Raw genomic sequence first — 26397 nt, forward strand, 5'->3', positions numbered from 1 at the left:
CGGGATCGACATTTGTTCAGGCAAGGCTGCTGGCGCGCACGATCAGTCTGGTTTTCAGGACCCGGTTTTCTCCGATGGCCTCACCCAATGCCAGTTCGGCGGCAAGGCGGCCTTTTTCCACAGTATCCTGTGCAATCGTCGATAAGGGCGGGCGGGTGCGCCCGGCGCGTGGAATGCCATCATAGCCGATCAGCACAATGTCGCCCGGTACCGACCGTCCGATATCGTTGATCGCTTCAAGCGCCCCGATGGCGATAATATCAGACATGGCAAGAATGCCATCGATTGCGGGGTTGCTTGCCAGCATCTTGCGCGTCTCGATGCGTGAATTTTCCGACAGGTTGTCGCATTCAATATGGACAATATCGGCAGCCGATATTCCGGCATCGCGCAAAACCGCGTGATAACCCGCCAGCCGTTCACGCACCACCCGGTGGCTAACCGAACCGCGCCGGCGTGCATCCATCAGGCCCAACTGGCCTGCCTCGTCGGCCTGAAGCGACAGAATGGCAAATTTACGTGCTCCGCATTCCAGCAAATGCCGGGCCGCAGTTGCCGCCCCTTCAAAGTCGTCCAGCACCACTGTCGCCGTCGCGCCGACAATGTCGGTATCAATCCCGACCATGGGTAAATTGCGCCGCCGAATGGCAGAAATAATTTCGTTATTGTCGGAATAGCAATGCACCAGAAAAGCATCCACCGCCGCATTATTAACGGCCATAACCGCCTGTTCCTGATTTTCGGCCGAAATAATCATCATATTGACGGCCTGGCGGGCGCATTCACGGCCAATACCGCGCAAAAGTTCAATCGCAACCGGGTCGCTAAAGGCATATTCAAGGTTATCGGGAAAAACCACGCCCAACGCGCCGGCCTTGCCGGTGCGCAGCATGCGCGCCATCACATGCGGCCCGCGATATCCAAGCTCGCTTGCAATGGCCAATATCTTTTCGCGCAATTCATCGCGCACCAGATGCGGCTTGCCAAAAGCATTCGACGCCGTTCCCTGGGATACCCCCGCAGCCCTGGCCACATCCACCAGCCGAACCCGTTCGCCCATATGCCGATATTCCCCCGCTTTGCGTTCGTCACGTTGCGCAAATACCCTAGCACATCAGATGACATTTTTTTGAATCGGTTCATCATAATATTGACAGATGCCATATGACACCCCCACAATGCATTTATTGAATCGATTCATTGCGATTCTATATGGCAAATTGTCCCTTCGCAATTTGCTGACCGCGCGCTTGTTGGTGTTTGCGGTTTTCCCGGCAATCTCGTATTGCACTTCCATACCCTGCCGCCCCTGAAGTCGGGGCGGTCTTTTTTTGTGCTATGTGGTGAAAAACCGTCTCAACACCCCGGCGGCATTATCGCAACCAGCAAGCGGCACATGGCGCTAACCGCGACGATCCGCGATTGTCTGGCGAAAGGTAAGGTTGATGCGCGGCGCTACCGGACGGGCGGTTTTGGGAATTTGATGTACCCAGTGATGCTGGGTTGAGCCTGCCATGACCAGCAACGAATTATGGGGCAGGTCAACACTCACCCGGTCGCCGTTCTTTTTATGGCGCAAATGAAACCGCCGTTCCCCGCCAAAGGACAAACTGGCGATAACCGGGTTTTCGCCTAGCACATCTTCATCATCGGCATGCCAGGCAACGCTGTCGCGCCCGTCACGATAAAGGTTTAACAACACCGTGTTGAACCTGTGGGCTGCCTTTTCCTCGGCCAGCTTGCGCAAGGGCACCAATACCTTGGGAAACGGGGCTGCCGGGTGATAAACGCCGCTATAACGATAGGCAACCTCGCCATACCACGCGGTTAAACGCGGCACCGCAACATCGCGCCCCATAATAAAGGCTGTTTCCTGCTGCCAGTTAAGGGCGGTGTGCAACCGGTCAAACACGCGATCAGCATCTGCCGTTGGCAGCACATCACGATATAGCCATGCCTCGCCATCACAGGGCAGAATATTTTGTGGCGGCTGGTCAGCAAACAGATCGCGTATCATCCCGTTCTTCCCTGGCTGGAATGGGCAACGTCCATATCAATGTTTTAGAATCAGGACCCTAGGCGGTTTTGGCGCAAATTTGAAGCATCGTCACACCTGTCGCCGCCGCCGGGGGTGATGTTCTTCATATTGCAACGCAACAAAACCCTCCCAATCCGGTTTACCAATACAGCATCCGAAAGGCTCAGGGATACGTCGAACGGCCCGTTACCCCAATGCCAAGGCAGGCACGCAACAAACCTTTTATTCTTCATGGGCTTACATAAAGATTGCTGTGCGAATTTGATCGCAGTACCGGAAAAACCGGTGATATTGACGGGTCTGTTTGCCGTGCGACTCCTTGTGCCGCGTCGCAAAAACGATTCGACAGGTGGCCTGTTAATATGTGGCACACCATATAGGCTAAAATCGTGATTTTGCTATACTTAAGGTCATAAAATAGCAAGGTAAACAACCTATCCACCCACCCGTTTGGAATGAGCTTTATGCTCATTCTTCTTTTCCATTTGATATCGCAGGTAAAATCCCGCGACATACATCTGATGGTACGTGGTGGATGTCTTTGGATGCCAATAAAGCAGGCAGGGGTCCGGGGAAACGTACACAGACGGTCGGCTGGCAAAATTGCGGTCGGAAGTTCTAACAGGGGGAATAAAATGTTTCTGTCGAAACGCAATCAGATCGCCGAAAACCAGGCCGCCCTTTCGCTGGTGCAGGCCCAGCAGCAAGAAGAAGCGCTGCTTTACAAACATATTCTCAATGCCATTCCCAGCCGATTGCTTGCCTGCGACCTGGACGGGGTTGTGCGTTATATGTCCTATGGTTTTGGCGAGTTGATCTATTCGGGGCGCGGCGAACAGGCAGCATCGGCCAAAGGAAAACGGATAAATGATCTGCACCGGGTTCTGGGGCAGGATAAATTCCGTAATATTGGCCGGTCACTCAACCGTTTGCCGCTGGAATACCGGGTTCGCATCGAAGAAGACACCATCCTGATTGCTATCACCGTCATGAAAAATGATGATGGCACGCCTAATGGTTTCGCCCTTTCAGCCGATATCATCACCGATGAAATCACCTTGGGCAAAAGCTGCGTTGATCTTTCGAGCGATGTCAGCAATTCGGCTGTCGCGCTTAAAAAACTGTCGGGCGAACTGACCAAAACATCGGCCACCAGTGCCGATCTGGCCGGTTCCGTGCGCGGCTCGGCCGACAATACCGCCGTTACCGCCCAGCGCGTTGCCTCGGCATCTGAAGAAATGACACAGTCGATCAACGAAATTTCCAGCCAGATCGGCCGCCTGACCGAAATCGCCAATCGCGCGGTAAAGGAAATGGATCATACCGGGTCGGTCATGAACCAGCTTAGCAACGCGGTAGATGAAATTGGTTCGGTGGTAAAAATCATTCAGGATATCGCCAGCCAGACCAACCTGTTGGCCCTGAATGCCACCATCGAAGCCGCCCGCGCCGGGGATGCCGGCAAAGGTTTTGCCGTGGTTGCCAACGAAGTTAAAACGCTGGCCACCCAAACGGCGCGTTCAACCCAGGAAATCACCGATCGCATCAGCGCCATTCGAGACAATACCAGCCGCGTTGTCAACGAACTGGGCGACACCCGAACCGTGATCGAGGAAAACGAAGAAATTGCCGGTAATCTGGGTGCCGTTGTCGAACAGCAACGCGCGGCCTCGCAGGAAATTACCATCAATATTCAGGACGTCGCCAATGGCGTGAAAAAGATCTCGGGCGATCTGGGCAATCTTGATGCACTGGCCGATCAGGCATCGGACCAGGCAAATCGCCTTGCCAGCTTCTCGGTCGATTTAAACAGCCATTCCGATAATCTTTATCACCAGGTTAAGAGTTTGCTAAAGAACGTCGAGTAAACTTTCGCAATCAAACTCGCCCCTATGCGAACCCCGGCATCATTTTGTGATGCCGGGGTTTGTTTTTCAGAGCATGTTTCCTTTATCCACATCCCGCCGAACTTTCGCATTTATCGACCCGTTAAAAACCAGCTTGCCATCGCGCCAATATGTCTATAATGTTGGACATATGGACACAAATGAAATCATCGCGGTTTTCGCCGCCCTCTCACAAATCACCCGGCTGGAGGTATTTCGCCTGCTGGTGCGCAATGAACCCGGTGGCCTGCCTGCGGGCGAGTTGGCCAGGCTACTTGATGTACCCCACAACACCATGTCGTCACATCTTGGGGTATTGTCGCGATCAGGGCTGATCCGTTCGCAACGTCGGGGCCGATCAATCATTTACCGCGCCAGCATTGCCCGTATGAACGATCTGCTGGGGTTTATGGTCAATGATTGCTGTGCAGGCCACCCGGAGCTGTGCCACCCCCAATTATCAGACATAATCCCTGACAGTTCCCGTAAATCGGAAGCCAAAACATGATCCCGCTGATTTATCACAACCCCGATTGCGGCACATCGCGCAACACCCTGGCCATGATGCGCCAGTCCGGCGAAGAGCCCCATGTCATCGAATATTTAAAAACGCCGCCGACACGCGAAAAGCTGGTGAAACTGATCACGGCCATGCACATCACCCCGCGTGATTTGCTGCGCCAAAAAGGCACCCCCTATGACGTGCTGGGACTCGATGATGACAGCAAAACCGATGCTGATTTGATTGAGGCCATGCTGGCCGATCCAATCCTGATCAACCGGCCCATCGTGGTAACCGAAACGGGAACCCGCCTGTGCCGCCCGTCGGAACGCGTGCTTGATCTTTTGCCCCACCCGATCACGACCTTTACCAAAGAAGACGGCGAAACCGTGACACGCAAGGCCCCGACCCGATAATGACAGACATCACTTTGAACGATCTTCCCAATATCGACGCCGACAGCCTGCATCGCGTGGATTATGCCGCCCTTGCCGGGCCAGATGCCCCGCACCACGCCCCGCGTATTCTTGTTCTGTACGGGTCATTGCGCGAACAATCCTATTCCCGCCGGGTCGCCGAGGAAGCAACCCGGCTGCTGCAATGGTTTGGCTGCGAGGTTAAAATCTTTAACCCGGCTGGCTTGCCCCTGCCCGATGATGCGGGGGCCGATCACCCAAAGGTGCATGAATTACGCGGCCTTGCCGAATGGTCCGAAGGCATGGTTTGGGTTAGCCCGGAACGCCACGGGGCCATCACATCGGTGATGAAGGCCCAAATCGACTGGATTCCCCTGTCGCTGGGCGCGGTACGGCCAACACAGGGCAAAACACTGGCAATCATGCAGGTGTGTGGCGGCAGCCAAAGTTTTAATAGCGTCAACCAGTTGCGTATTTTAGGCCGCTGGATGCGGATGGTAACCATCCCCAACCAGTCTTCCGTGCCCAAGGCATTTAATGAATTTGATGAAAATGGCCGGATGAAACCCTCTCCGCTTTATAACCGTATTGTCGATGTCTGCGAGGAACTGGTGAAATTCACCTGGCTGACCCGCCACCATTCCCCCTATCTGACAAACCGCTATTCCGAACGTGTCGAAACCGCCGAGGAACTCTCCCGGCGCGTCAATCAACCCTCTATCTGATCAGGGAATAGCTTATGCTTGCAGTGCTGATTTTTGCAATCACGCTTGTTTTTGTGATCTGGCAGCCACGCGGCCTTGGCATCGGCTGGAGTGCGATGGCCGGGGCCGTGGTTGCGCTGGCCTGTGGGGTGGTCAATTGGGGCGATGTCGCCATTGTCTGGGATATCGTCTGGGATGCCACATTTACCTTTGTCGCCCTGATCATTATCTCGCTTATTCTGGATGAAGCTGGTTTTTTTGCCTGGGCGGCGTTGCATATTGCCCGCTGGGGCAACGGGCGAGGACGGCTGTTATTCCCGCTTGTGATCATGCTGGGTGCGGTCATTTCGGCATTTTTTGCCAATGACGGGGCTGCCTTGCTGTTAACCCCGATTGTGCTTGCCATTCTAACCCGGCTTGAATTTAGCCCAAAATCGGCTTTGGCCTTTATCATCGCCACCGGTTTTGTTGCCGATTCAACCAGTTTGCCGCTGGTGATTTCCAATCTGGTCAATATCGTTAGCGCCAATTTCTTTGACATCAGCTTTGCCCGCTATGCGCAGGTGATGGTGCCCGTCGATATGGTTTCACTGCTGGCGACATTGCTGGTTCTGTGGCTGTATTTCCGCCGCGATATTCCATCGCATTATGACCTGAACCTGCTGGAAGCACCCGGCAATGCCATTCGCGACCGCCAGGTGTTTTATGCCGCCTTTCCGATCATCACGATTTTGCTGGTCGCCCTGTTTGTGACCGCCCACTGGCACACCCCGATTTCGCTGATCATGGGGGCCGCCGCCCTGACCCTGATCGCCATTGCCGGGCGCTGGTTTAGCGCCAGGCACAGCCATGTCATATCGCTAACCCATGTTTTTAAACACGCCCCCTGGCAAATTGTGCTGTTTTCACTGGGCATGTATCTGGTGGTTTACGGGCTGGGCCAGGCATGGTTAACCCACTGGGCATCGGGCATATTGGCAATGCTGGCAACACAGGGCCAGGTGGTTGCCACCATTGGCACCGGCTTTGCCGCTGCTCTATTGGCATCGATCATGAACAACATGCCCGCAACCCTGATCGGCGCGCTGGCGATTGATCAGGTTCATGTCACCCCGTTAATTCAGCAATTAATGGTTTATGCCAACGTCATTGGCAATGATCTGGGACCCAAATTCACCCCGATCGGTAGCCTGGCAACCTTGCTGTGGTTGCATGTCCTGGCGAGCAAAGGCCACAAAATAAGCTGGGGTCAATATATGAAGATCGGCATCGTTATCACCACACCGGTGCTGTTTTTCACCCTGCTGGCACTCGCGATCTGGCTGCCTTTAATCTCGGCCCCTTAAGGCACGTTTCCTTTAACATCAATATCGCAAGTATGATTTGCGGTTACCCGGCAACATCCTTTGTTGCCGGGGCCACAAAATAAGGATCAAACGGCACACCATCGCGATTGGTCGTTTTTGCCATTTGATCAACTTCTTCGGCATCCAGCCCGACGGCGGAATACAAATTGATGGTTTCCAGTTCCAGGCTGGTCCGGGCATCGGCCAGGCCCTGTTCCGATTTGGTCAGGGTGCGTTGTGCATCCAGTACATCAAGGAAATTTGACAGCCCTTGTGTGTAACGTACCCGGGATTGTTCAAACGCCTGGCGATGATGGGCCACCGCCAAAATAAGACTGTCGCGCTGCGACACCGCCCCGACATAGCCAAATATTGCCGATTCAACATCACTGATCGCGGCCAGCAACGTTTGACGATATTGATAAAATGCCTGTTGGGCGCGTTCTTCGGCCACGGTGATGTTGGCCTTGCGCACCCCGCCATCATAAAGGGTGGCGTCAATCACCGCACTGATCGCAGCCAATGCCGTGCGGACAATCGGCCCGGTACCAAACCCCGTTGCCGCCATCGACAGGCTGCCCTTCAATGTCAGTTCCGGGTATAAATCAGCCGTTCGCACGCCAATTTCGGCAGTTGCCGAAATCAGGCCCAGTTCAGCCGCCCGCACATCGGGACGACGGCGCAACAAATCGGCGGGCACGCCAATGGGCGGGGCATTGTCAAATTCCGGCAGGGCATCAGCCCGGCTTAGCGCATCGCGATAGGTGCCAGGTTGGGCGCCGGTTAAAATCGCAATCGCATTGATCGAACGGTCGATGCTGGTTTGCAAAACCGGCAAAGTGGCCTCAATATCGGCCACCTCGGCGCGGGCGCGCGATAAATCAAGGTCCGATGCCAGGCCAGACCTGGCGCGCAAGTCAACGATGTTGCGGGTCTGGCGTTGCAAATCCAGCGAATTGCGCAACAATATCTGGCGTTGCTGGGTACCGCGCAGGGTAATGTAATTACGAATAATGTCGGCAATGACGGTACGATAAACATCTTCACGCAGGTAAACCTGCTGTAAAATATCGGCCTCGGCCACTTGCCCTTCACGGGCCTGCCCGCCCCAAATATCCGCGCTCCACGACAATTGAAGGCTGGCATTGCCGCCAAAATCGTCCTGATAATTTCCTTTTTCCTTTGTCGACCATTGCCGTTCGGCACTGCTCCCGCCCGATGCCGTCGCCTGCGGGCCATTGCCGCCACGCACACCCCGGGCAACGGCGCGGGCCTCGGCAATTCGGCTGGCGGCAATTTTCAAATCAATATTGTTATCAATCCCGTCTTTCACCAACTGGCTTAGCACCGCATCCGACGTACTTTGCCACCAACGGGTTTGATCGGGTTTATGATCGGCAATTTGTGGCACTTGCGGGCCATAATTGGCCTTTAAGTCAAATTGTGGTGCCTGATATTCCGGCCCTGCCGTCACACAGCCACTTAACAGCAAAAGTGACAGGCCCCAAACCGGGCTTCGCCTTAAAACTGACCCCTTCCGCATCACCCGGCACTCCCTTCATATTCATCCGTGTCGGGAATGGATTGGGCAATACGCAACTCGTCTTGCAGTTTTTGGCTGCCATCGGCGCGCGCCGCCACCAGCGGGGCCAGCAACAAATATAAAACCGGGGTCAAAAACAGGGTAAACACGGTGGCAAAACCCAGCCCGCCAAAAATAACCCAGCCAATTGCCGCGCGGGCCTCGGCCCCGGCACCAGTACCCAGCACCAGCGGCAAACCGCCCAGCACGGTTGAGATCATGGTCATCATAATCGGGCGCAGGCGGATCATTGCAGCATCATGGATGGCATCGCGCACCGATTTGCCCTGATCGCGCAGCTGATCGGCAAATTCCACCACCAGAATGCCGTTTTTCGCCATCAACCCCACCAGCATCACAAGGCCGATCTGACTATAGATATTGATCGAGGTATGGCTGATCACGAGGGCAAAAATGGCCGCCGCCAACCCGAACGGCACGGTTAACACCACAACCGATGCCGACATGAAACTTTCAAACTGTGCGGCGAGCACCAGCAACACCACCAGCACCGCGACCAAAAACGTAATCAGAACATCATGCGACGTTTCGCCAAGGGCCGCCGCATCGCCTAAAAACAGCAAACCGGTTCCGGTGGGTACAACGGTTTTGGCAGCATTTTCAATATCGCCAACCGCCTGTTGCAGGGTATAGCCGGGCGCCATATTGGCCGTGACGGTCACCGCACGTTGCTGTCCTTCCCGGTCCAGTTCCGATGCCACCGCCTCTTCATCCAGACGGATAATCGATGACAGCGGCAAAATACGCCCGTTTTTGCCCGGTACAAACAGGTTATCAAGGTCGGATGGATCATTGATAGACCCGGCACTGCTGCGCAATTTGACCGGCACGGTTGTGTCATCCACCGAAAGATCGGTGACTTCATACCCGTCAATCATGGCCCGCAAGGTGGTATCGAGGCTGTCAATCGACACCCCGAGATCAAAAGCGCGCTGACGGTCAATATTCACCAAAAGCTGCGGCTGGGTGGTTTGATACCCCACCCGAATGCTGGTGATATTGGGGTAATTCCTTTCCAGTTCTTTTTGCAAAGCCTGGGCGTTGGCGGCCAAATTGCGATAGTTGGTCCCGGTCAGGGCAAATTCCAGACTTTCGCCCGAGCTGCTGCCCCGCAACCCCAATGAATTGGGCTGATAGACAAAGGCCTGAACACCCGGCAATGCATTCAGTTTTCCCCGGATTGATGCGGTAATTTCCTGCTGGCTGCGACTGCGTTCTTCCCATGGCACCAGGCTGGCAATCACAAGGGCGCGGTTATTGTCGCGAAAACCAACAATCGTATAAATATTCTGGGCCTCGCCACGGGTTACAATTGGCCGCAAAATATCTTCAACCGCTTCGACCTGGCGGTCCATATAATCAAGGCCAACCCCGTCCGGCCCGCGCAGCGACACCAGCAACCGTCCCCGGTCTTCTTCGGGCAGCAATTCCTGTTTTACCGCCGAAAATGCCCCCGCAGCCAGGACCGCGACAATGATCGATGCCAGCACCGTCATCACTGGAAATTTCAATACCAGTTCCAGAATGCGTTTGTATAACCCGCCGAAAAAGTCACCAACACGATCGAGCAAATGAAATTTACCATCGTCTTTCTGGTGCTTTGCGGGATCAATATGTTTCAGGCGCGATGCCAAAAGCGGGCAAAGTGACAGGGCAACAAAGGACGAAATAGCCACCGAAACCGCCAGCACAAAGCCAAATTCGCGAAACAGACGGCCTGCCGTACTGGGTAAAAACGAAATCGGTACAAACACCGACATCAATGTCAGCGTGGTGGCAATCACGGCAAAAAACACCTGCCGGGTGCCCAATACCGCGGCCGCCAGCGACCCCAGCCCCTGATGCCGCCTGCGCTGAATATTTTCCAGCACCACAATCGCATCATCAACGATCATGCCCGTGGACAAAACCAGCGCCAGCAAGGTCAGGATATTGATCGAAAATCCCAGCAACCAGATCGCCGCCACCGTGCCAATCAGGGCAATGGGAATGGTCACCGTCGGAATAAGTGTGGCACTAAAAGATCGTAAAAACAGGTACAATACCCCGATCACAATCACCACGGCCAGCACAAGGCTGCGGATCACTTCCCACAAGGCACCTTCGATGAAAACCGAATCGTCGGAATTGACCAGCAGCTTAACACCGTCAAGCTGGGTATTGAGCTTTTCGGCGGTCGCCCGCACACCTTTGGAAATTGAAATGGTGTTCGATTGTGCCTGACGCACAATACCAAGGCCAATCACCGCCCGTCCATCAAGGCGGACATAGGATGTGGCATCGTCAGGGCCATAATAAATATCTGCCACATCACCCAGGCGTACGCCATCGCGCACAAAGATCGCCTTGATATCTTCGGGTTTCCAAACCGAGGCATTGGCCCGCACAAACAGTTTCTGATCGCGGGAATCAAAACTGCCCGCCGGAATATCGAACTTTGCCGTTTTCAAAACGTCGGCAATGTCATCAATCGAAAAACCATAGCTGGCAAGGCGCAACGGATCGACGCGCACATGCAAAACTTTCTCGCGGTCGCCATTTTCGTTCACCTCGGCCACACCGGGCACCGATAACAGGGCCGGTATCACCTGGTCTTCAACAACATTTGCCAACTCGTCCTCGGTCAGGCTGCTGCTGACCACGGCCAGGCGCATGATCGGGCTGGCATCTGAGTCAGCCTTGACGACGCGAATATCATCAACCTCGTCGGGCAGGCTGCGTTGCGCGCGGCTTACGGCTTCGCGAATGTCATTGGCGGCATCGTTAATTTCCACATCGGGCGAAAATTCAATCCGAACCCGCGAACTGCCTTCCTCGCTGCTTGAACTGATATCCTGCACACCGCTTACCCGCGATGCTGCGCCCTCGATGATGCTGGTTACTTCGGTATCCACCGTTTCCGGCGAGGCCCCGCTATACGTTGCCGATATGGTCACAACCGGTCGGTCGATATCGGGAAGTTCGCGAATTTCCACCCCGGTCATGGCGGCCAGACCGGCCAGAATAATCAACAGCGAAATGACGACAATCAGGATCGGCCGTCGCACACTCAGCGATGCAATGTCGTTATTTTCCGACATATCAGGTGCCCCCGTCCACAGAGCCGTTTCGTTGGGCAATGCCTTGCTGGTCATCTTCGCGAATGGTGGCGGCAACATTCCGCCCCGGGCGCAATCGCTGCACGCCTTCGACCACAATCAGGTCGCCTTGGGCAATCGGGCCGTCAAGCAGGATATGCCCGTTGGTACGCTTCACCACCCGAACCGGCACCCGGTTGGCCTTTTCCCCTTCGATCCGCCACACATAGGTGCCGCCATCGCCCCACAAAACCGAAATTTCAGGAACCGACGGGTAAGACTTGCCTTCAACGTCGATATAAACCGCAAACGACATGCCAGAACGCAACCGGCCACTGGGGTTGGGAATACGGGCACGCACGCTAAATGTCCGGCTTTCGGGGTCAACGCGGCTGCCAATGGTATCGACAACCCCTTCAAATTTCTCGCCGGGCAGGCTCCAGGTTTCTACCCGCAATGACTGGCCCGGTTGCACATCGCGAAACCGGGTTTCCGACACCTCGAAATCAACCAGAACACTCTCAACGTTATCAAGCGTGGTGATCATGGTTGTTTTATCAATCCGGTCGCCAATTTCGACAGCGGGAATACCGATCATGCCATCAAACGGGGCCAGAATGGTGCGGTCATCCAGATCAACCCCCGCCTGATCAAGGCGAATGCGGGCTTCGGCCAAAGCGGTGCGGGCTTCGTCAACTTCGCTGTCGGAAACAGCCCCTTGCGGGCGGGCCTTTTCGTAACGGTCCAGCATCTGTTTGGCGTCGCGCACCTGCACAGCGGCAAGGTCGCGGGCCAGTTTTTCGCGGGCGGAATCCAGGATCAGCAACACCTGGCCGGTTTTCACCTGATCGCCGGCATGAACCAGCACATCTTTAACCTCGCCTGCAACCGGCGGATAAAGCTGCACACCCATGGCGGACCGGCCCGTTCCCACCGCTTCGACCACCGTGTTGTCCGGGGTTAAAACCGCATATTGGGCAATCACGGGCAAGGCCGGAACAGCTAAAGCCGGTTTACCCGACGCGCCCGGAGCACGGCCCGCGTCATTCTGAACAATAATCGGCCCCCCACCAGACAGAAATGGCAATTTGCCGTTGCGATAGGCCATCAACCCACCACCAAGCACCACCGCCACCCCAAAAATTACAACCAGCCTAACCATTCGTGACATCGAATGTCCCGTCCCCTGAATTCAATTCGTGAAAAGCCGCGAAACCGGTTTGAAAAGGCATCAAAACCCGCTATCGGGTTTTTAAACAGCCCTGACATTTACACTGCCATTCACGGCGAAAATGTACGAGTTCAAAATTGTACGTCATTGTATCAAATAGTACGAAACGTCAGTTTCGATGCCATGGACCATCATAACCTATACGTCAAAATACCACCGATGAAATGACCCGGCATAAAAAAGACCGGGAAACGAGCAGGTCGCTCCCCGGTCTGACGGTTGCATTCCAGAAAAATCGTGTGCTGCCTGATATTAACCGGCAATCAGGCGCGGTTCGATAAACGAATCGTTCGCCACCTCGGCACGCAAACGGTCTTCGTCATCATAAAGGGTGCGGGCTTCGGTCAGGTGTTTTTGCCACATGCGGGCAACAAACATCACAAGGTCGCCGCGCTGTTCAAGCGGATCGGTAAATTTCAGGCGCATTTTCGGGCCATCAAGCCCTCTGCGGCTCATCACTTCAACATTATAGCGGCCCTTGAGACCGGCAATTTCCACCGTCATTTTACGGCCCCGTTCCCAGTCCTGTGACGGAACAACCGAAATCCCCCCAATCGATAAATCATACAGGCTGGTATGTGTTCGTTTGCCCTGGTCATCGAACATTACGGCAATATCACGCCGCGCCATCACCCGCGCATCATCACCATTTTTATCGTCTTTGTCGGCGGCATCGCGTACCGCCCGGTTTAGCGACAAAGTTAACTCGCTCACATGGGCGCTAACATCATCGGCATGTCCGGTCAGATCAAGGCTCAGGCTGCGGGTATGATCAATATCGCGCGATACTTCCAATATGGCATCACCCACATTTTTTGCCGCATCACTGGCCGCACGAATGGCAACCGAGATTTCCTCGGTCTCGCGGCGCTGTTGGGTAACATCGCCGGCAACCTCGTCGGAAATTGTCATCATGTCGCGTACGGTAATACCGACATTTTCCATCGCAGAAACACAGCGATCGGTCACGCTGCCCATCGCGCCCACATGGGCGGTAATCTGTTCGGTGGCTTCGGCGGTTTGACCGGCCAGGTTTTTAACCTCGGCCGCCACCACGGCAAAACCACGTCCGGCCTCACCCGCCCGGGCCGCCTCGATGGTCGCATTCATCGCCAGCATGTTGGTCTGGGCGGCAATACCGCGAATCAGATCAACCATCTGTTCAATACTGGTCGCAACTTCGCGCAAATCATCAACCGCGGCGGCAGATTGACGGGTACTGTCCACGGCCGATTGCGCAATGGTGCGCTGGCGTTCAACCCGCCCGGCGATGGACCCGATGGCCCCCGACAGGCGTGTCGCCGCATCGCTGATCGATTGTGCATGTTCCCGGCTTTGATCGGCGGCTGATGTTGCAGCTTCGGTTTGGCCGTTTACACGATCAGCGGCAGCGGCAACTTCGCCCACCGCATCGCGCATCCTGTTCACCTGGCGCGAAACCGATTCAACCAGCCCCGATGTTTCCCCTTCAATGGTCTCGGCCATGCCACCCAGCGATTCCCGGCGTTTTTCTTCTTCCTGGCGTTGCAATTCAATGCGATCTTCGGCCATGGTTTCAATTTTCAGGGCATTGTCGCGGAAAATTGAAACGGTGCGGGCCATCACGCCAAATTCGTCCCGGCGCTTGATATCAACCAGGTCAATATTGGTATCGTTGCTGGCAAGGCGGGTCATATCGCTATTTACACGGCCTAATGGCCGCAAAATGCTTGTTGCTGTCCCTGTTGCCATCACAATGGCAATCAGCGCCCCGATCCCCGCCACAATCATATTGGTCATGGCCGAACTTCCCGATTTACTGTGAACCGCGTCCACCAGTTCATTCTGTCCGGCAATGGCTTCGCTGCGGATCTGTCCGGTAATCTTTTGCACTTCCCGCACAGCCATTTTGAAATTGGTCATCGACTGGCTAAAACCGATATACGAGCCTTCAAACTGGTTCGCCCCCTGTTTTAACAAATCATTATCGCGCGTGGCATAGGAAAACAGTTTTTTATCTGCCCGCTTTAACGATCCTATCGCCGTTTTGATCTCGTCAAGAAGACCGGTCAGGGACGATGTGGCATTGCGGGCTGATTCCAGGGTTTCAGGGGTGCGGACAATCGCATATTCCAGGTTGCTGACAATGGCGGTCAATTTTTCCTGCGACAGGCGGTCACCATATTTTTCCGCAATTCCCGGGTCGCGTTTATTGATAAACGCCACCAGATCGGCGGACGATCCCCCCATCTGATGCGCGCCCAGCAGCATGGTATCTGCCGATGCGGTCATATTTTCCGCCCGCAAGACCAGCGGCTCCAGGGTGGCAATGTATTTTTCGGCCAGAACCTTCAATTCAGTGGCTTTTTCTTCATCACCAATCGCGATCAGCGCATCGGCCAGGTCTTTACGACTGGAAATCGCATTTCCCTGAATGACGGCAATTTCGTTGCGAACCTCCGGGTCAACCGTTTGCGCATAAAGCAGCACCTGGTTTGACAGCCGTTCCAGCGTCAAGGCATAGTCATTGGCCAGGCCAACCAGTTCCGTTCGTTTGGCAATGCGGTCCGCATCACTGGAAAACCCCAGCAAATACCACGACGACAGCGCACTAAGACCCAGCAGCATCAACACCAGAATTAAAAAGCCCGCATAAATGCGATGGCCAATGCGAATACGGTCAAACAACATAACGGCTCCGAAGGTTCGGTGAAAATCGTTTACGTTGCTGCCTTACAATCAAACGGGCGCCGTTTTTGTAACACTTCAATGAAGATCATGTTTCAGCCGTTTTATGCGCGCAACAACCATCATCAAAACAGCAAATGAACATTTATCACGGCAATAACGCATCAAATGAACCCATCCTTACGAAGGGGGACATCCCGTGCCTGTCAAATTACCATCCCACCATGCGACTCGGTGATTTATAGCCGTTCCAATAACATTTTCAGCCTTTTGTACCATTCGCTCGCCAACAAGATTGTATGGCATCAATATTGTACAAGCTGGCCTTGAAAATCCGCGTTATACTGGCTCCATGACCCGTTTAAACCAACCGATCCGGGCGGCAGGGCGCCCTCGTGAACATGTTCGCGAACATGCGCGCCATTGGCGGGCAGCGGACGGCATTGACCTGTTTGAAGCCGACTATAAACGGTTCACCTTTCCCAAACACAGCCATGATTATTACGCCTTTGGCACCATTCTGAATGGCGCAGAAAAGTTTCTGACACGCGGCACCACCCACATTGCCCGGCGCGGCCAGCTTTTGTTAATGAATCCGATGCAGGTCCATGATGGCGGCCCGGCCAGTGATGATGGCTATCACTACCAGATCATGTTTATTGCCCCGCAGATCTTTGCCGATCTGATCGATGAAATATCGCCCAAAAGCAAAGGCCTGCCGTTTTTCAGCCAGCATGTCATCGACGACCCGGTCCTGCATTTGCAACTGCAAAAACTGCACCGCCTGTTTCTGCCTGAAACCCGGCATTTAACCAGTAACCTGGAACGCGACAGCCAGCTTCTTTATGGCGCTGCCCGGCTGGCCCTGCGCCATGCCGATGCCCCACCGTTTGAATTTCACCCCGGTGCCGAAGACCGGCGCATTCGCAAGGTGATCGACTATATGATGGCGCATCAGGATGAAAACATCTCGCTGGAAACGCTCGCCGCCCTGACCGGGTTAAGCCGGTTTCACCTGTTGCGCGTTTTTAGCCACGCCACAGGCCTGCCCCCGCATACCTATCTGAACCATATGCGCCTGCGCCGCGCCAAACGGATGCTGTTTGACGGCCACAGCATTGCCGAAACGGCAGCCGCCACCGGTTTTTCCGATCAAAGCCATTTAAACCGGCATTTTAAAACCATGTGGGGGGTCAGCCCCGGCATTTTTATTGCCAATATGCGATAACCGCAATTTCATCCAATATTGGAACGGGTCCAAGCGCGCATAATTAATCCCAATTAAAAATGCCTTTGCATAAATATTGGGAAAACGTCATGTCGTCTGCTTCGCATTTTACCGCAAGCGCCCTGCGGCGAGGTGCCCTTGCCTGTTTGCCGCTGTTGCCCAGTACCTTTATTTTTGGTGCGGTTCTCGGTGTTCTTGCCACCCAGCGCGGGCTGAGCCTTGGTGAACTTTTATTCATGAGCCTCACGGTTTTTGCCGGGTCGGCCCAGTTTGTGTCGGTTGATTTGTGGCGCGAAACCATTCCCGCGCTGACCATCATTGTCGCCACCGTCATTATCAATCTGCGTTATGTGCTGATTGGGGCGTCACTGCGGCCGGTTTTTCGCGGTCGCCCGTTATGGGTTAAAATCTGCGCCATGCACATGGTCGCCGATGAAAACTGGGCCATGACCATGGCGCAAAAGGAAACACCGATACCGGGCTTTCTGTTAGGTGGCGGCCTTTTTCTTGCTGTTGTTTGGGGCACGGGCAATACACTGGGTTATTTGCTGGCAGGGGGCATTCCCGACCCCAATGTCTATGCGCTTGATTTTGCCTTTACCGCCATCTTTGCCGCGCTCACGGTGGGCATGTGGAAAGGCCGGGCTGACCTGCTGCCCTGGATCGCCGCAGCCACGGGGTCGATTGTCGGCCATTACCTGTTACCCGGCACATGGTCGATTCTGGCTGGTGCGGGGGCCGGTGTTGCGGTTTCCGCCCTGACCTGGCCCGGCGGCGACACCGCCCCTCGCAACACCGCAACTCCGCCCGCCGACAGCCAATATGCACCGCATGCAGGAGAATAACCCGTGACCGATTTCATGATCCTCACCCCCGAAGCGATCCTGACCATTCTGGGCATGGCGGTTGTTACCTATGGCATGCGGTTGGGCGGGCTTTTAATGGCAGACCGTTTGCCACAAACCGGGCGCTGGGCCCATGTGCTTGAACGATTGCCCGGTGCGGTTTTAATTTCGGTCTGGGTGCCAAGTGCGCTGTCGGCCGGGGCGATTGGCATGGTCGGCGCTGCGGCCACATTGATCGCCATGGTCGCCACCCGCAACCTGTTTGCCGCCATGATTGCGGGTATGGGGCTGGTCGCCTTTGGCCGTTATTTTATCGGAGCCTGAAGCTCAACCCTGAAGGTTCCGTTTTGTGTCGCGATCACTGCGACACAAAAGCCGACAGTTTTGATCAACTGTCGGCTTTTTTTCCTGTAACCTCAACAGAACGTCGTCTGCTCTGGTTGTGGCTGCTTATGCCGCAACCATATTTTGCTCACGCGTCGCTTCGAACCGGCAGTTTGGCCAGTCACGCTGGGCTGTTTCCAGATGCCAGGCATTGCGGGCAATGAAAACCAGGGTTTTGTCATGGTCTTCAAACAGGGCGGACTGGTTGGTATCGCGGAACTTTTTTAATTCCAGCGGGTCATCGCACATCACCCAGCGCGCGGCATAGGCCGGTGTTGGTTCGAAATGAACCTTGATGCCATATTCCGCTGAAATGCGTTCTTTAAGCACTTCAAACTGAAGCTGACCCACCACACCGACGATCCAGTCGGCCCCCATCATGGGTTTAAACACCTGTGAGGCGCCTTCTTCGGCCAGTTGTTCCAGCGCACGTTGCAGATGTTTGCCTTTTAACGGGTCATCAAGGCGCACTTTTTGCAGCAATTCAGGTGCAAAGGCCGGAACACCCCGGAAGCGCAGATCTTCACCTTCGGTCAGGGTATCGCCGATCCGCAAGGTGCCATGGTTGGGAATGCCAATAATGTCGCCCGGCCAGGCTTCCTCGGCAATGTCGCGTTCATTGGCAAAAAACAGCATCGGGTTATGCACGGCCATTTGTTTGCCCGCACGCACATGTTTTAATTTCATGCCGCGTTTGAAATGCCCCGAACACAGACGGATAAAGGCAATGCGGTCGCGGTGGTTGGGGTCAATATTGGCCTGCACTTTAAACACAAAGCCCGAAACCTTGGTTTCGTCGGCATTGACCGTGCGGGTGGCGGCTTCTTGCGGGCGCGGGGTGGGGGCATTCTCGGCAATGCCGCGCAACAATTCCCGCACGCCGAAATTGTTAATGGCAGAACCAAAAAATACCGGCGTCAAATGGCCTTCGCGGTACGATTCGACATCAAATGGCGGGCACATTTCGCGCACCATTTCCACATCCTCGCGCAATTGCGCAACCAGATAATCCGGCACCAGTTCGTCCAGTTTCGGGTCATGCAGACCTTTAATCTGGATCGCTTCCTTAACGACGTTGCCGCCCTTTTCCATGAACAGAACCTGATCATTGACCAGATCATAACAGCCGCGAAAATCACGACCCGAGCCAATCGGCCAGGTCACCGGGGTGACATCCAGCGCCAGATCCTGTTCGATCTGGTCCATCAGTTCAAAGAAATCGCGGGTTTCACGGTCCAGCTTGTTAACGAATGTCGTAATCGGCACATCGCGCAGGCGGCACACTTCAAACAGCTTGCGCGTCTGGGCTTCAATGCCCTTCGCGGCGTCAATCACCATCACCGCACTGTCAACCGCGGTCAGAACCCGGTAGGTATCTTCGGAAAAATCTTCGTGGCCCGGCGTATCAAGCAGGTTGAAGATATTATCTTCAAACTCGAACGTCATCACCGCCGAAGATACCGAAATACCACGGTCCTGTTCGATTTTCATAAAGTCCGAACGCGCCCCGCGCTGTTCTTTCTTTGCCTTGACAGCACCGGCCATCTGAATAGCACCGCCAAACAGCAACAGTTTTTCCGTCAGCGTGGTTTTACCCGCATCGGGGTGCGAGATGATGGCAAAGGTCCGGCGGCGCGAGACCTGATGGTCGATCGACGACATGGTGGTTCCAATAATCCTGAGACATTCAATTGCGGCGCACTGTACTGATTTTTAGCCATGATACCACAATGAAATCGTCATATCGGGCATGAAGCGGGCGGTTCAAGCCAAAAAAGGCCACCGAACAACATAACGCGCGAAACGATACGGCAACCGGCATCAATCAAATGCGACAAAATTCATCCCTTTCACCCGCGAACTGCGCCGTTTGTGTCGCAGTGAAGCAATTTTTTTGTTCGCAGTTGCAAGATAAACATTTGAAAACAAGGCGTTTGCGAATTCATTCAAATTTAACAATGCAAAAAAGGGTGACAAGTGCGGATTAGCAGGCGTAGGATTCTGATGTTCGGTCATGAACCGAACTTAAAAGGGGACAAACGAGTGCCGCAAATCAGCGTCTCACATCGTATCTTTTCTCCCCCCGGATCGCAGATGCGAAATGCATTTGGGTCCGGCACACTTCCTAGCCGTCCTCTTATTTACAAGATGAAGAATGTTCGCGCGCCTTTCCAACACTGGAATGGCGCGTTTTGCTTTTTTGCACAATGTAAGTCGAAAGCCGCTGAAATTTCATGTGTTTCGGATGGTTGCGACTTCAAATCGCGAGGTGATCATCATGGGTAAGCGCGCAGCACGCCGTCGGAGCCATCCGCAGCAGTCAGATGGCAACATCCACGAACTGTTCGACGAGAACAAATCAACCTGGGACCCCTTGGCAGAGCAGGGCCAGACCGTGCCACCAACACATCGCGATCAAAGTTTCCGCCGCCATATTCGACCCAAAAGCGAAAATCAGGCGGCCCTGATGCAAGCCATTGACGATTTCAACCTGGTTCTGGCCCTTGGCCCGGCAGGAACCGGCAAAACCTATATCGCTGTTTCCAAAGCGGTCGAGGCGCTTGATGCCGGCGATGTGGGCCGCATTGTTCTGGCCCGCCCCGCTGTTGAAGCGGGGGAAAATATCGGTTTTCTGCCTGGCGATGTCGAAGCCAAAATGGCCCCCTACCTTCGCCCGCTATATGATGCCCTAAACGACCGGCTGGGCAATAAACGCCTGCGGACTTATCTATCAGACGGCACCATCGAAATTGCCCCGATCGGCTATATGCGTGGCCGTACTCTCAACAACGCCTTTGTAGTGATTGACGAAGCGCAAAACTGCACCTATGGCCAGCTTAAAATGCTGGTCACCCGTCTGGGCTGGAATTCCACCATGATCCTGACCGGCGACCCCGACCAGACCGACCTTTTGCCGGAATTATCCGGGCTTTCGGAAATGGCAGATCGCCTGCAACATGTCGAAGACATTGCCTGCGTTCAGCTGCGCGACAAGGATATCGTCCGTCATCCGCTGGTCGCCAGCATGTTGACGGTTCTGTAATCCTCTCCTTTCGCGACCGCATTAAAACACCAAAGGGGGCTGCTTTTGCGGCCCCCTGCTTTTTTCTGATCACGATCTTGAGGGTTGAAGTCCGAACACGAACAACTCATCGCCCGGTAGCAAGCTCGCTGTTAGACGCGGGAATATCATCCAGCCCCACCTTGCGCGCCCGCGCGGCATGCCAAAATTCGGGGTCTTCGGTATAACCGCTAAATTCATCGAGATGGATATCTTCAGGCGGTTCGGGGTGGATGGTAATATCAAGGTCGGGATATTCGCCGCGAATGCTGTCCATCACCTGATGGCAAATGGTGTGGGCTTCGCGCATCAACATGCCACCATCCATGATCAGTTCAATTTCGGCAAAACGATGCACGCCCGATGACCGGGTGCGCAAGCGGTGAATGCCGATCACGGATTTGTGTTTCATGGTCAGTTCAATAATGCGCTGGCTGTCTGGTTCGGGCAATTCCCGGTCCATAAGTACGGCAACGGCTTCGCGCCCAACCTTGGCGGCGGAATAGAGCAGGAAAATCGCAACAATGCCGCCAATAAGCGGATCGGCCCACAAAAAGCCCGATCCGACCAGCAACAGGGCGATAATGACCGCGGCATTGGCCAGAATATCGGAACTGTAATGCAGCGAGTCGGCTTCTACCGCCATCGATCCTGACATGCGCATGGCCTTGCGTTGCAGCAACACCAGCCCCACCGTCATTACCAGCGATACGATCATGATATAGATCGCTTCATTGGCCAGGCGCATCGGCTGCGGGTTTACCAAGCGCGAGGATGCCTCGGCGAGAACCAGAATGGCCGCCCCCAGCATAAAGGCCGACTGAAACAACCCGGCCAGCGGTTCGGCCTTGCCATGCCCAAAACGATGATCATGGTCGGCAGGGCGCCACGCACTGCGCACGGCCATGAAATTGATCACGGACGTACCGATGTCAAGCATGCTATCAATCATCGAAGACAGAAGGCTGACCGAGTCCGTCATGAACCATCCGATGGCCTTAAGGGCAATCAGGGTCGCAGCAATGATAATGGAAGCCGTCGTCGCACGACGGGCCCACATTTCTCGCTGTGCAATGTCGATCACAGGACATTGATTCATTTCACGACCCTTCGGTATGGCTAACTGTACGCTTGAGCAGGGTGTATATAATAATTCTATTTAATGTGCCCGTGCAAATAGCGCAAATTTGATATTCCGCAAGGTTTCCAAACTTTGCATCGCACATTATACCGGCTCGAACCTGAATATAAAGGATTGGCAAGCCCCCATGATCGTTGAACTCGGACACTATGCCCTCGTATTGGCGCTCGCGATGGCGTTTGCCCAATCCACTGTGCCGTTTCTTGCCGCCGCGCGCAACGACAGTGCGCTGCTGCGTGTTGCCCCGCGCACGGCGATTGCGACCTTTGTGCTGGTTGCCTTTTCCTTTGGTGCGCTGACATATGCCTATGTCACGTCCGATTTTTCGGTTTTAAATGTGGTGGAAAACAGCCACACCGCCAAACCGCTGATTTATAAAATTACCGGTGTATGGGCCAACCACGAAGGATCGATGCTGTTATGGGTCTTGATCCTGACACTGTTTGGTGCGGCGGTTTCGGCCTTTGGCCGCAATTTGCCCCCCAGCCTGCTGGCCCGGGTGGTCGGCGTTATGGGGCTGATTGCGGTTGGTTTCCTTTTATTCATCCTGCTGACCTCAAACCCGTTTGAGCGCATCGCCAACCCGCCGCTCAACGGTCAGGGCATGAACCCGTTATTGCAGGACCCGGGCATCGCCATTCACCCGCCCTTCCTTTATCTCGGATATGTCGGTTTTTCCGTGGCTTTTGCCTTTGCCATTGCCGCCCTGATCGAAGGCCGGGTTGACCCGGCATGGGCGCGCTGGGTCCGCCCGTGGACGCTGGCCGCCTGGGTCTTTCTCACTGCAGGCATCGGGCTTGGCTCGTGGTGGTCCTATTACGAACTGGGCTGGGGCGGCTGGTGGTTCTGGGACCCGGTTGAAAACGCGTCTTTCATGCCGTGGCTGGCCGGTACGGCCCTGCTGCATTCTGCCATTGTGGTTGAAAAACGCGATGCCCTTAAAAGCTGGACCATCTTTCTGGCCATTATCGCCTTTTCGTTTTCCCTGCTCGGCACCTTTCTGGTTCGCTCCGGGGCTTTGACATCGGTTCACGCCTTCGCGACCGACCCGACACGCGGCATTTTCATTCTGGTTTTGCTGGCCCTGTCGGTTGGGGGCTCGTTTGCGCTCTATGCCTGGCGCGCCCCCACGCTAAAAGGCGGCGGACTATTTCAGCCCATTTCGCGCGAAGGGGCGTTGATTTTCAACAATGTGTTGCTGTCAATCGCGGCGGCAATGGTGTTTTTAGGCACCCTTTATCCGCTGTTTTTGGAAACCCTGACCGGAGAAAAAATCTCGGTTGGGGCGCCGTTTTTTGATGCCACCTTTGTCCCGATCATGACACCGCTGATCATTGCCATGGCCATCGGCCCGTTTTTACCCTGGAAACGCGCCGATCTGTTTGTTGCAATTGGCAAACTGAAACTGGCCATCGCCATTGTTGTGGTGACAGTTCTGGTGACTTACTGGCTTTCGGGTGGTCCGGTTTTTGCCCTGTTTGGCATGGGGCTGGCGGTGTGGCTGTTTGTCGGCTCCATTGTGGAATGGGCCGGGCGGTTCAAACTGTTTCGCGAACCGTTGGGCAACAGTTTTCGCCGTATGCGCAATTTGCCCCGCTCCGCACATGGCATGATGCTGGCCCATGCCGGGGTTGCCATTGTCATTGCCGGGATCACCGGGTCGCAAGCCTGGACCACTGAATCCGTTCAGTCGATGGCAATTGGCGATAGTGTCAAGGTCGGAAGCTATAATTTCACCTTAAACGACATCAAGGAAATTCAGGGGCCGAACTACATGGCCCGGCAGGCCCATATCACGGTTCAGCATCCGGGCGATAAAACAACCATTCTGGCACCGGAAAAACGCATTTACACCGTCGAAGGCCGCCCCACGACCGAAGCCGCCATCAAGTCGTCCTTTACCGGCGATGTCTATGCTGTTTTGGGCGATCCCGATGAAAACAACAACTGGGTCACCCGGTTTTACATCAAACCGATGATCCCGTGGATGTGGGCAGGCGGGCTGGTGATGGTCTTTGGCGGGCTGATGTCCCTCTCTGACCGGCGTTACCGGGTTGGCGCACCGACCCCGTCGCGCAAGGCTAAAAAATCCGCCCATGCGGCCCAACCGGCCGAATAAACGGCAAAAACGAAAACAGGATACCCCCTCCCCATGACTGTCTGGATTGTTTTTGCCCTCGTTACCGTTGCTGTTGCCGGGTATGTTCTTTGGCCTGTGATAACAGGTGACAAACGCCCGCCCGCCCAACAGGGCGATGGCGATGCCCAAAGCACCGCGGACCTCGAAAAGTCGGCTGCGGCGCACAATGCCGAACTGGTCGACGAGGATGAACTCCAACGCGACCTGACCGTCTATCGCGACCAGCTAAGCGAAATCACCCGCGACATTGACCGCGGCATTTTAAGCGCTGAACAGGCCGATGCCGCAAAAATTGAAGTCCAGCGCCGCATTCTGGCGACCGACCAGCGCATTCAGGCACGCGCCGCCAACCGTGTTGGGAAAACGCCAGGCGCCTTTGCCCGCCCTGTCGCGGTGGCGCTGATCCTGATCGGCCTGATTGGCGGCTTGGGACTGTATCTTGATATTGGTCACCCGGCACTGCCGGACCGGCCTTTCGCCCAGCGTGCCGATGAAATCATGGCCGCACGCAATGCTCAAAACCACAATCAGGATCGTGACCGTGCGCTTAGAAATGCAGTCGCCGATCTGTCGCAAAAACTGATCCAGAACCCGGGCAACCTTTCAAACTGGGAATTGCTGGGCACCAGCCTGATGGCATTGAACCGCCCGCAAGAAGCACAAACGGCCTTTCTTGAGGCGGTTAAACTTTCCAACCGGGACGGCGCCTATCTGGCAATGTATGCCGAAGCCATCATTCGTGCCAACGACGGGCAAGTCACCGCCCCGGCACGCGGCGCACTGGAAGAAGCCGCCAAATCTGGCAATGACAACCCGCGCATCGGATTTTATCTTGGCGTTGCCGATTTACAGCAAGGCCATGCCGATGCCGCCGTCGAACGCTGGATATCGCTGGTCAACGCGGCCCCCGCCGATGCCTCATGGGTGCCGATGGTGGTTCGCCAAATTCAGCAAGCAGCCCAGGCCGAAGGCATTGATATTACCGGCCGCCTGAAATCGGCCAATATTGCCAATCGCCCCGCCATTGCCGGCAATGTCGGCCCCAGCCAGCAAGATATGAAAGCCGCTGCCGACATGTCGCCTGAAGAACGTCGACAAATGATTGAAGGCATGGTCGGGCGGCTGGCATCAAAGCTGGAAGAAAACCCGCAAGACCCCGATGGCTGGGCCCGCCTGATGCGTGCCTATATGGTCATGGGGATGCAAGACAAGGCACAGGAAAGCTACCAGCAGGCACAAATTGCCCTTAAGGACGATGCCAAAGCCCTCGACCAGTTGTCCATCATCGCCGCACAATCAGGCATTGCAACCAATTAAAATCAATAACCAAAGTTGATCATCCGTCGTCGCGTCATACCCCTATGACGCGACTCGGACTTTGCTGTTTTGAAATGTGCAGTTGCACAAAGGCCGTCTTGCAGGTTAAGAATCGATCCCTGAAAAAAATCGCGATTGGTCCTGTTTTGGCAGGCTGTTCAAGGTGGCAAAGCCGAAAAAATGTCATTTTTTATCCGCAAAAGATCAAATTGCGAACGACAATCAAAAACTACTCATCTATAAATATCCGGCAATGCTATAATCCAGTCTAGTACAGTGCTAGCTAACCGGGGTATTATCCCTGTTCATAAGAATAATGGAGCTTGGTGGAAATGTCAGCGGTGAAGACGCCCAGCCATTTATTGCTGATTGAAGATAATCCCGGCGATGCAAGGCTTGTGGAAGAAGCCTTAAAGGAATTTTCCCGCCCGGTAAGCCTCCACCATGTTAAAGACGGCATTACGGCCCTGCAATTCCTGCAGAAAGACGGGCAGTACCGCAACGCACCACGGCCAAAGCTGATATTGCTGGATTTGAACATGCCCCGCAAGGACGGCCGCGAGATGCTGCGCGATATTCGCAGTGACCCGGCATCGGCCAGCATCCCGGTTATTGTTCTGACAACATCGGGGGCCGAACGCGATGTTGATCTATGTTATGCCGCCGGTGCCAACTGCTATTTGCGCAAACCGGTTGATGTGGTTGAATTTATCGATCTGATGAAAATGATCGAAACTTTCTGGCTTGATACGGCCTTAACGCCGTCACACTAACGCATATTTCCCTGCGTTTGTGGCTTTACATCCCTTAT

General features: G+C 54.8%; 20 protein-coding genes. 12 read left to right on the plus strand and 8 right to left on the minus strand.

Annotated features, from left to right (window positions below; all coding sequences use genetic code 11):
• Positions 1–16: 16 nt before the first annotated feature.
• Positions 17–1060 (minus strand): LacI family DNA-binding transcriptional regulator, encoded by a 1044-nt coding sequence (locus tag AAC086_RS09610; protein ID WP_339778228.1) that lies wholly within the window; start codon positions 1058–1060, stop codon positions 17–19.
• Positions 1061–1402: 342 nt separating this feature from the next.
• Complete coding sequence (locus AAC086_RS09615; protein WP_339778230.1) at positions 1403–2017, minus strand: alpha-ketoglutarate-dependent dioxygenase AlkB; 615 nt, start codon at positions 2015–2017, stop codon at positions 1403–1405.
• A 656-nt stretch (positions 2018–2673) separates the two neighbouring features.
• Between AAC086_RS09615 and AAC086_RS09620 the strand changes: the two genes are divergently transcribed.
• From AAC086_RS09620 to AAC086_RS09640, 5 genes are all read left to right on the plus strand, one after another.
• Positions 2674–3906 carry a methyl-accepting chemotaxis protein gene (locus tag AAC086_RS09620; protein ID WP_339778232.1) on the plus strand — a complete coding sequence of 411 codons (1233 nt, stop codon included), beginning with the start codon at positions 2674–2676 and terminating at the stop codon, positions 3904–3906.
• A 169-nt stretch (positions 3907–4075) separates the two neighbouring features.
• Positions 4076–4432, plus strand: a complete 357-nt coding sequence (locus AAC086_RS09625) for a metalloregulator ArsR/SmtB family transcription factor (protein ID WP_339778235.1) — start codon at positions 4076–4078, stop codon at positions 4430–4432.
• The gene (gene arsC / locus AAC086_RS09630; protein WP_339778237.1) at positions 4429–4842 is read left to right on the plus strand and encodes an arsenate reductase (glutaredoxin); all 414 of its coding nucleotides are present in this window, start codon (positions 4429–4431) and stop codon (positions 4840–4842) included. The genes AAC086_RS09625 and arsC overlap by 4 nt, the downstream gene beginning before the upstream one ends.
• Positions 4842–5567: an arsenical resistance protein ArsH gene (arsH, locus tag AAC086_RS09635; protein ID WP_339778238.1), complete on the plus strand. Its 726-nt coding sequence runs from the start codon at positions 4842–4844 to the stop codon at positions 5565–5567. The genes arsC and arsH overlap by 1 nt, the downstream gene beginning before the upstream one ends.
• Positions 5568–5581: 14 nt before the next feature.
• Positions 5582–6892, plus strand: a complete 1311-nt coding sequence (locus AAC086_RS09640; RefSeq protein WP_339778240.1) for an arsenic transporter — start codon at positions 5582–5584, stop codon at positions 6890–6892.
• A 43-nt stretch (positions 6893–6935) separates the two neighbouring features.
• Here the strand turns inward: AAC086_RS09640 and AAC086_RS09645 are convergent, their stop codons facing one another.
• The 4 genes from AAC086_RS09645 to AAC086_RS09660 form a co-directional block, all read right to left on the minus strand.
• The gene (locus AAC086_RS09645; RefSeq protein WP_339778242.1) at positions 6936–8435 is read right to left on the minus strand and encodes an efflux transporter outer membrane subunit; all 1500 of its coding nucleotides are present in this window, start codon (positions 8433–8435) and stop codon (positions 6936–6938) included.
• Positions 8435–11575, minus strand: a complete 3141-nt coding sequence (locus AAC086_RS09650) for an efflux RND transporter permease subunit (protein ID WP_339778244.1) — start codon at positions 11573–11575, stop codon at positions 8435–8437. Before AAC086_RS09650 ends, AAC086_RS09645 begins: the two co-directional genes overlap by 1 nt.
• 1 nt (position 11576) lies before the next feature.
• The gene (locus AAC086_RS09655; RefSeq protein ID WP_339778246.1) at positions 11577–12743 is read right to left on the minus strand and encodes an efflux RND transporter periplasmic adaptor subunit; all 1167 of its coding nucleotides are present in this window, start codon (positions 12741–12743) and stop codon (positions 11577–11579) included.
• Between the two features lie 312 nt (positions 12744–13055).
• Positions 13056–15473 (minus strand): methyl-accepting chemotaxis protein, encoded by a 2418-nt coding sequence (locus tag AAC086_RS09660; RefSeq protein ID WP_339778247.1) that lies wholly within the window; start codon positions 15471–15473, stop codon positions 13056–13058.
• 349 nt (positions 15474–15822) lie between these two features.
• On the opposite strand from AAC086_RS09660, the gene AAC086_RS09665 reads away from it, so the two are divergent.
• The 3 genes from AAC086_RS09665 to AAC086_RS09675 all read left to right on the plus strand — a co-directional run bounded on the left by AAC086_RS09665 (position 15823) and on the right by AAC086_RS09675 (position 17867).
• Entirely contained in the window at positions 15823–16698 is an 876-nt protein-coding gene (locus AAC086_RS09665) for an AraC family transcriptional regulator (protein ID WP_339778249.1), read from the plus strand.
• 89 nt (positions 16699–16787) lie between these two features.
• The gene (locus AAC086_RS09670; RefSeq protein WP_339778251.1) at positions 16788–17543 is read left to right on the plus strand and encodes an AzlC family ABC transporter permease; all 756 of its coding nucleotides are present in this window, start codon (positions 16788–16790) and stop codon (positions 17541–17543) included.
• 3 nt (positions 17544–17546) lie between these two features.
• Positions 17547–17867, plus strand: coding sequence for an AzlD domain-containing protein (locus tag AAC086_RS09675; RefSeq protein WP_339778253.1), 321 nt, complete (start codon positions 17547–17549; stop codon positions 17865–17867).
• 126 nt (positions 17868–17993) lie between these two features.
• Here AAC086_RS09675 and AAC086_RS09680 read toward each other — a convergent pair whose 3' ends face one another.
• The gene (locus AAC086_RS09680) at positions 17994–19589 is read right to left on the minus strand and encodes a peptide chain release factor 3 (RefSeq protein WP_339778254.1); all 1596 of its coding nucleotides are present in this window, start codon (positions 19587–19589) and stop codon (positions 17994–17996) included.
• A gap of 616 nt (positions 19590–20205) precedes the next feature.
• Between AAC086_RS09680 and AAC086_RS09685 the strand changes: the two genes are divergently transcribed.
• Entirely contained in the window at positions 20206–20970 is a 765-nt protein-coding gene (locus AAC086_RS09685) for a PhoH family protein (protein WP_339778256.1), read from the plus strand.
• Between the two features lie 106 nt (positions 20971–21076).
• Here AAC086_RS09685 and AAC086_RS09690 read toward each other — a convergent pair whose 3' ends face one another.
• The gene (locus tag AAC086_RS09690; RefSeq protein ID WP_339778258.1) at positions 21077–22087 is read right to left on the minus strand and encodes a cation diffusion facilitator family transporter; all 1011 of its coding nucleotides are present in this window, start codon (positions 22085–22087) and stop codon (positions 21077–21079) included.
• Positions 22088–22256: 169 nt separating this feature from the next.
• On the opposite strand from AAC086_RS09690, the gene AAC086_RS09695 reads away from it, so the two are divergent.
• The 3 genes from AAC086_RS09695 (at position 22257) to AAC086_RS09705 (ending at position 26359) form a co-directional block, all read left to right on the plus strand.
• On the plus strand, positions 22257–24248 hold the full coding sequence (locus AAC086_RS09695; protein WP_339778260.1) for a heme lyase CcmF/NrfE family subunit: 1992 nt from the start codon (positions 22257–22259) through the stop codon (positions 24246–24248).
• 33 nt (positions 24249–24281) lie between these two features.
• Positions 24282–25586 carry a c-type cytochrome biogenesis protein CcmI gene (gene ccmI, locus AAC086_RS09700; protein ID WP_339778262.1) on the plus strand — a complete coding sequence of 435 codons (1305 nt, stop codon included), beginning with the start codon at positions 24282–24284 and terminating at the stop codon, positions 25584–25586.
• A gap of 332 nt (positions 25587–25918) precedes the next feature.
• Positions 25919–26359, plus strand: a complete 441-nt coding sequence (locus tag AAC086_RS09705; RefSeq protein ID WP_339778264.1) for a response regulator — start codon at positions 25919–25921, stop codon at positions 26357–26359.
• The last annotated feature ends 38 nt before the right edge of the window (positions 26360–26397 follow it).

This window comes from uncultured Thalassospira sp. (assembly GCF_963976115.1).
In the GTDB taxonomy this organism is placed as follows: domain Bacteria; phylum Pseudomonadota; class Alphaproteobacteria; order Rhodospirillales; family Thalassospiraceae; genus Thalassospira.

Coding starts and splice junctions, on each gene's coding strand:
- AAC086_RS09610 (WP_339778228.1), bottom strand. CDS start 1,060: ATGGGCGAACGGGTTCGGCTGGTGGATGTGGCCAGGGCTGCGGGGGTA.
- AAC086_RS09615 (WP_339778230.1), bottom strand. CDS start 2,017: ATGATACGCGATCTGTTTGCTGACCAGCCGCCACAAAATATTCTGCCC.
- AAC086_RS09620 (WP_339778232.1), top strand. CDS start 2,674: ATGTTTCTGTCGAAACGCAATCAGATCGCCGAAAACCAGGCCGCCCTT.
- AAC086_RS09625 (WP_339778235.1), top strand. CDS start 4,076: ATGGACACAAATGAAATCATCGCGGTTTTCGCCGCCCTCTCACAAATC.
- arsC (WP_339778237.1), top strand. CDS start 4,429: ATGATCCCGCTGATTTATCACAACCCCGATTGCGGCACATCGCGCAAC.
- arsH (WP_339778238.1), top strand. CDS start 4,842: ATGACAGACATCACTTTGAACGATCTTCCCAATATCGACGCCGACAGC.
- AAC086_RS09640 (WP_339778240.1), top strand. CDS start 5,582: ATGCTTGCAGTGCTGATTTTTGCAATCACGCTTGTTTTTGTGATCTGG.
- AAC086_RS09645 (WP_339778242.1), bottom strand. CDS start 8,435: ATGCGGAAGGGGTCAGTTTTAAGGCGAAGCCCGGTTTGGGGCCTGTCA.
- AAC086_RS09650 (WP_339778244.1), bottom strand. CDS start 11,575: ATGTCGGAAAATAACGACATTGCATCGCTGAGTGTGCGACGGCCGATC.
- AAC086_RS09655 (WP_339778246.1), bottom strand. CDS start 12,743: ATGTCACGAATGGTTAGGCTGGTTGTAATTTTTGGGGTGGCGGTGGTG.
- AAC086_RS09660 (WP_339778247.1), bottom strand. CDS start 15,473: ATGTTGTTTGACCGTATTCGCATTGGCCATCGCATTTATGCGGGCTTT.
- AAC086_RS09665 (WP_339778249.1), top strand. CDS start 15,823: ATGACCCGTTTAAACCAACCGATCCGGGCGGCAGGGCGCCCTCGTGAA.
- AAC086_RS09670 (WP_339778251.1), top strand. CDS start 16,788: ATGTCGTCTGCTTCGCATTTTACCGCAAGCGCCCTGCGGCGAGGTGCC.
- AAC086_RS09680 (WP_339778254.1), bottom strand. CDS start 19,589: ATGTCGTCGATCGACCATCAGGTCTCGCGCCGCCGGACCTTTGCCATC.
- AAC086_RS09685 (WP_339778256.1), top strand. CDS start 20,206: ATGGGTAAGCGCGCAGCACGCCGTCGGAGCCATCCGCAGCAGTCAGAT.
- AAC086_RS09690 (WP_339778258.1), bottom strand. CDS start 22,087: ATGAATCAATGTCCTGTGATCGACATTGCACAGCGAGAAATGTGGGCC.
- AAC086_RS09695 (WP_339778260.1), top strand. CDS start 22,257: ATGATCGTTGAACTCGGACACTATGCCCTCGTATTGGCGCTCGCGATG.
- ccmI (WP_339778262.1), top strand. CDS start 24,282: ATGACTGTCTGGATTGTTTTTGCCCTCGTTACCGTTGCTGTTGCCGGG.
- AAC086_RS09705 (WP_339778264.1), top strand. CDS start 25,919: ATGTCAGCGGTGAAGACGCCCAGCCATTTATTGCTGATTGAAGATAAT.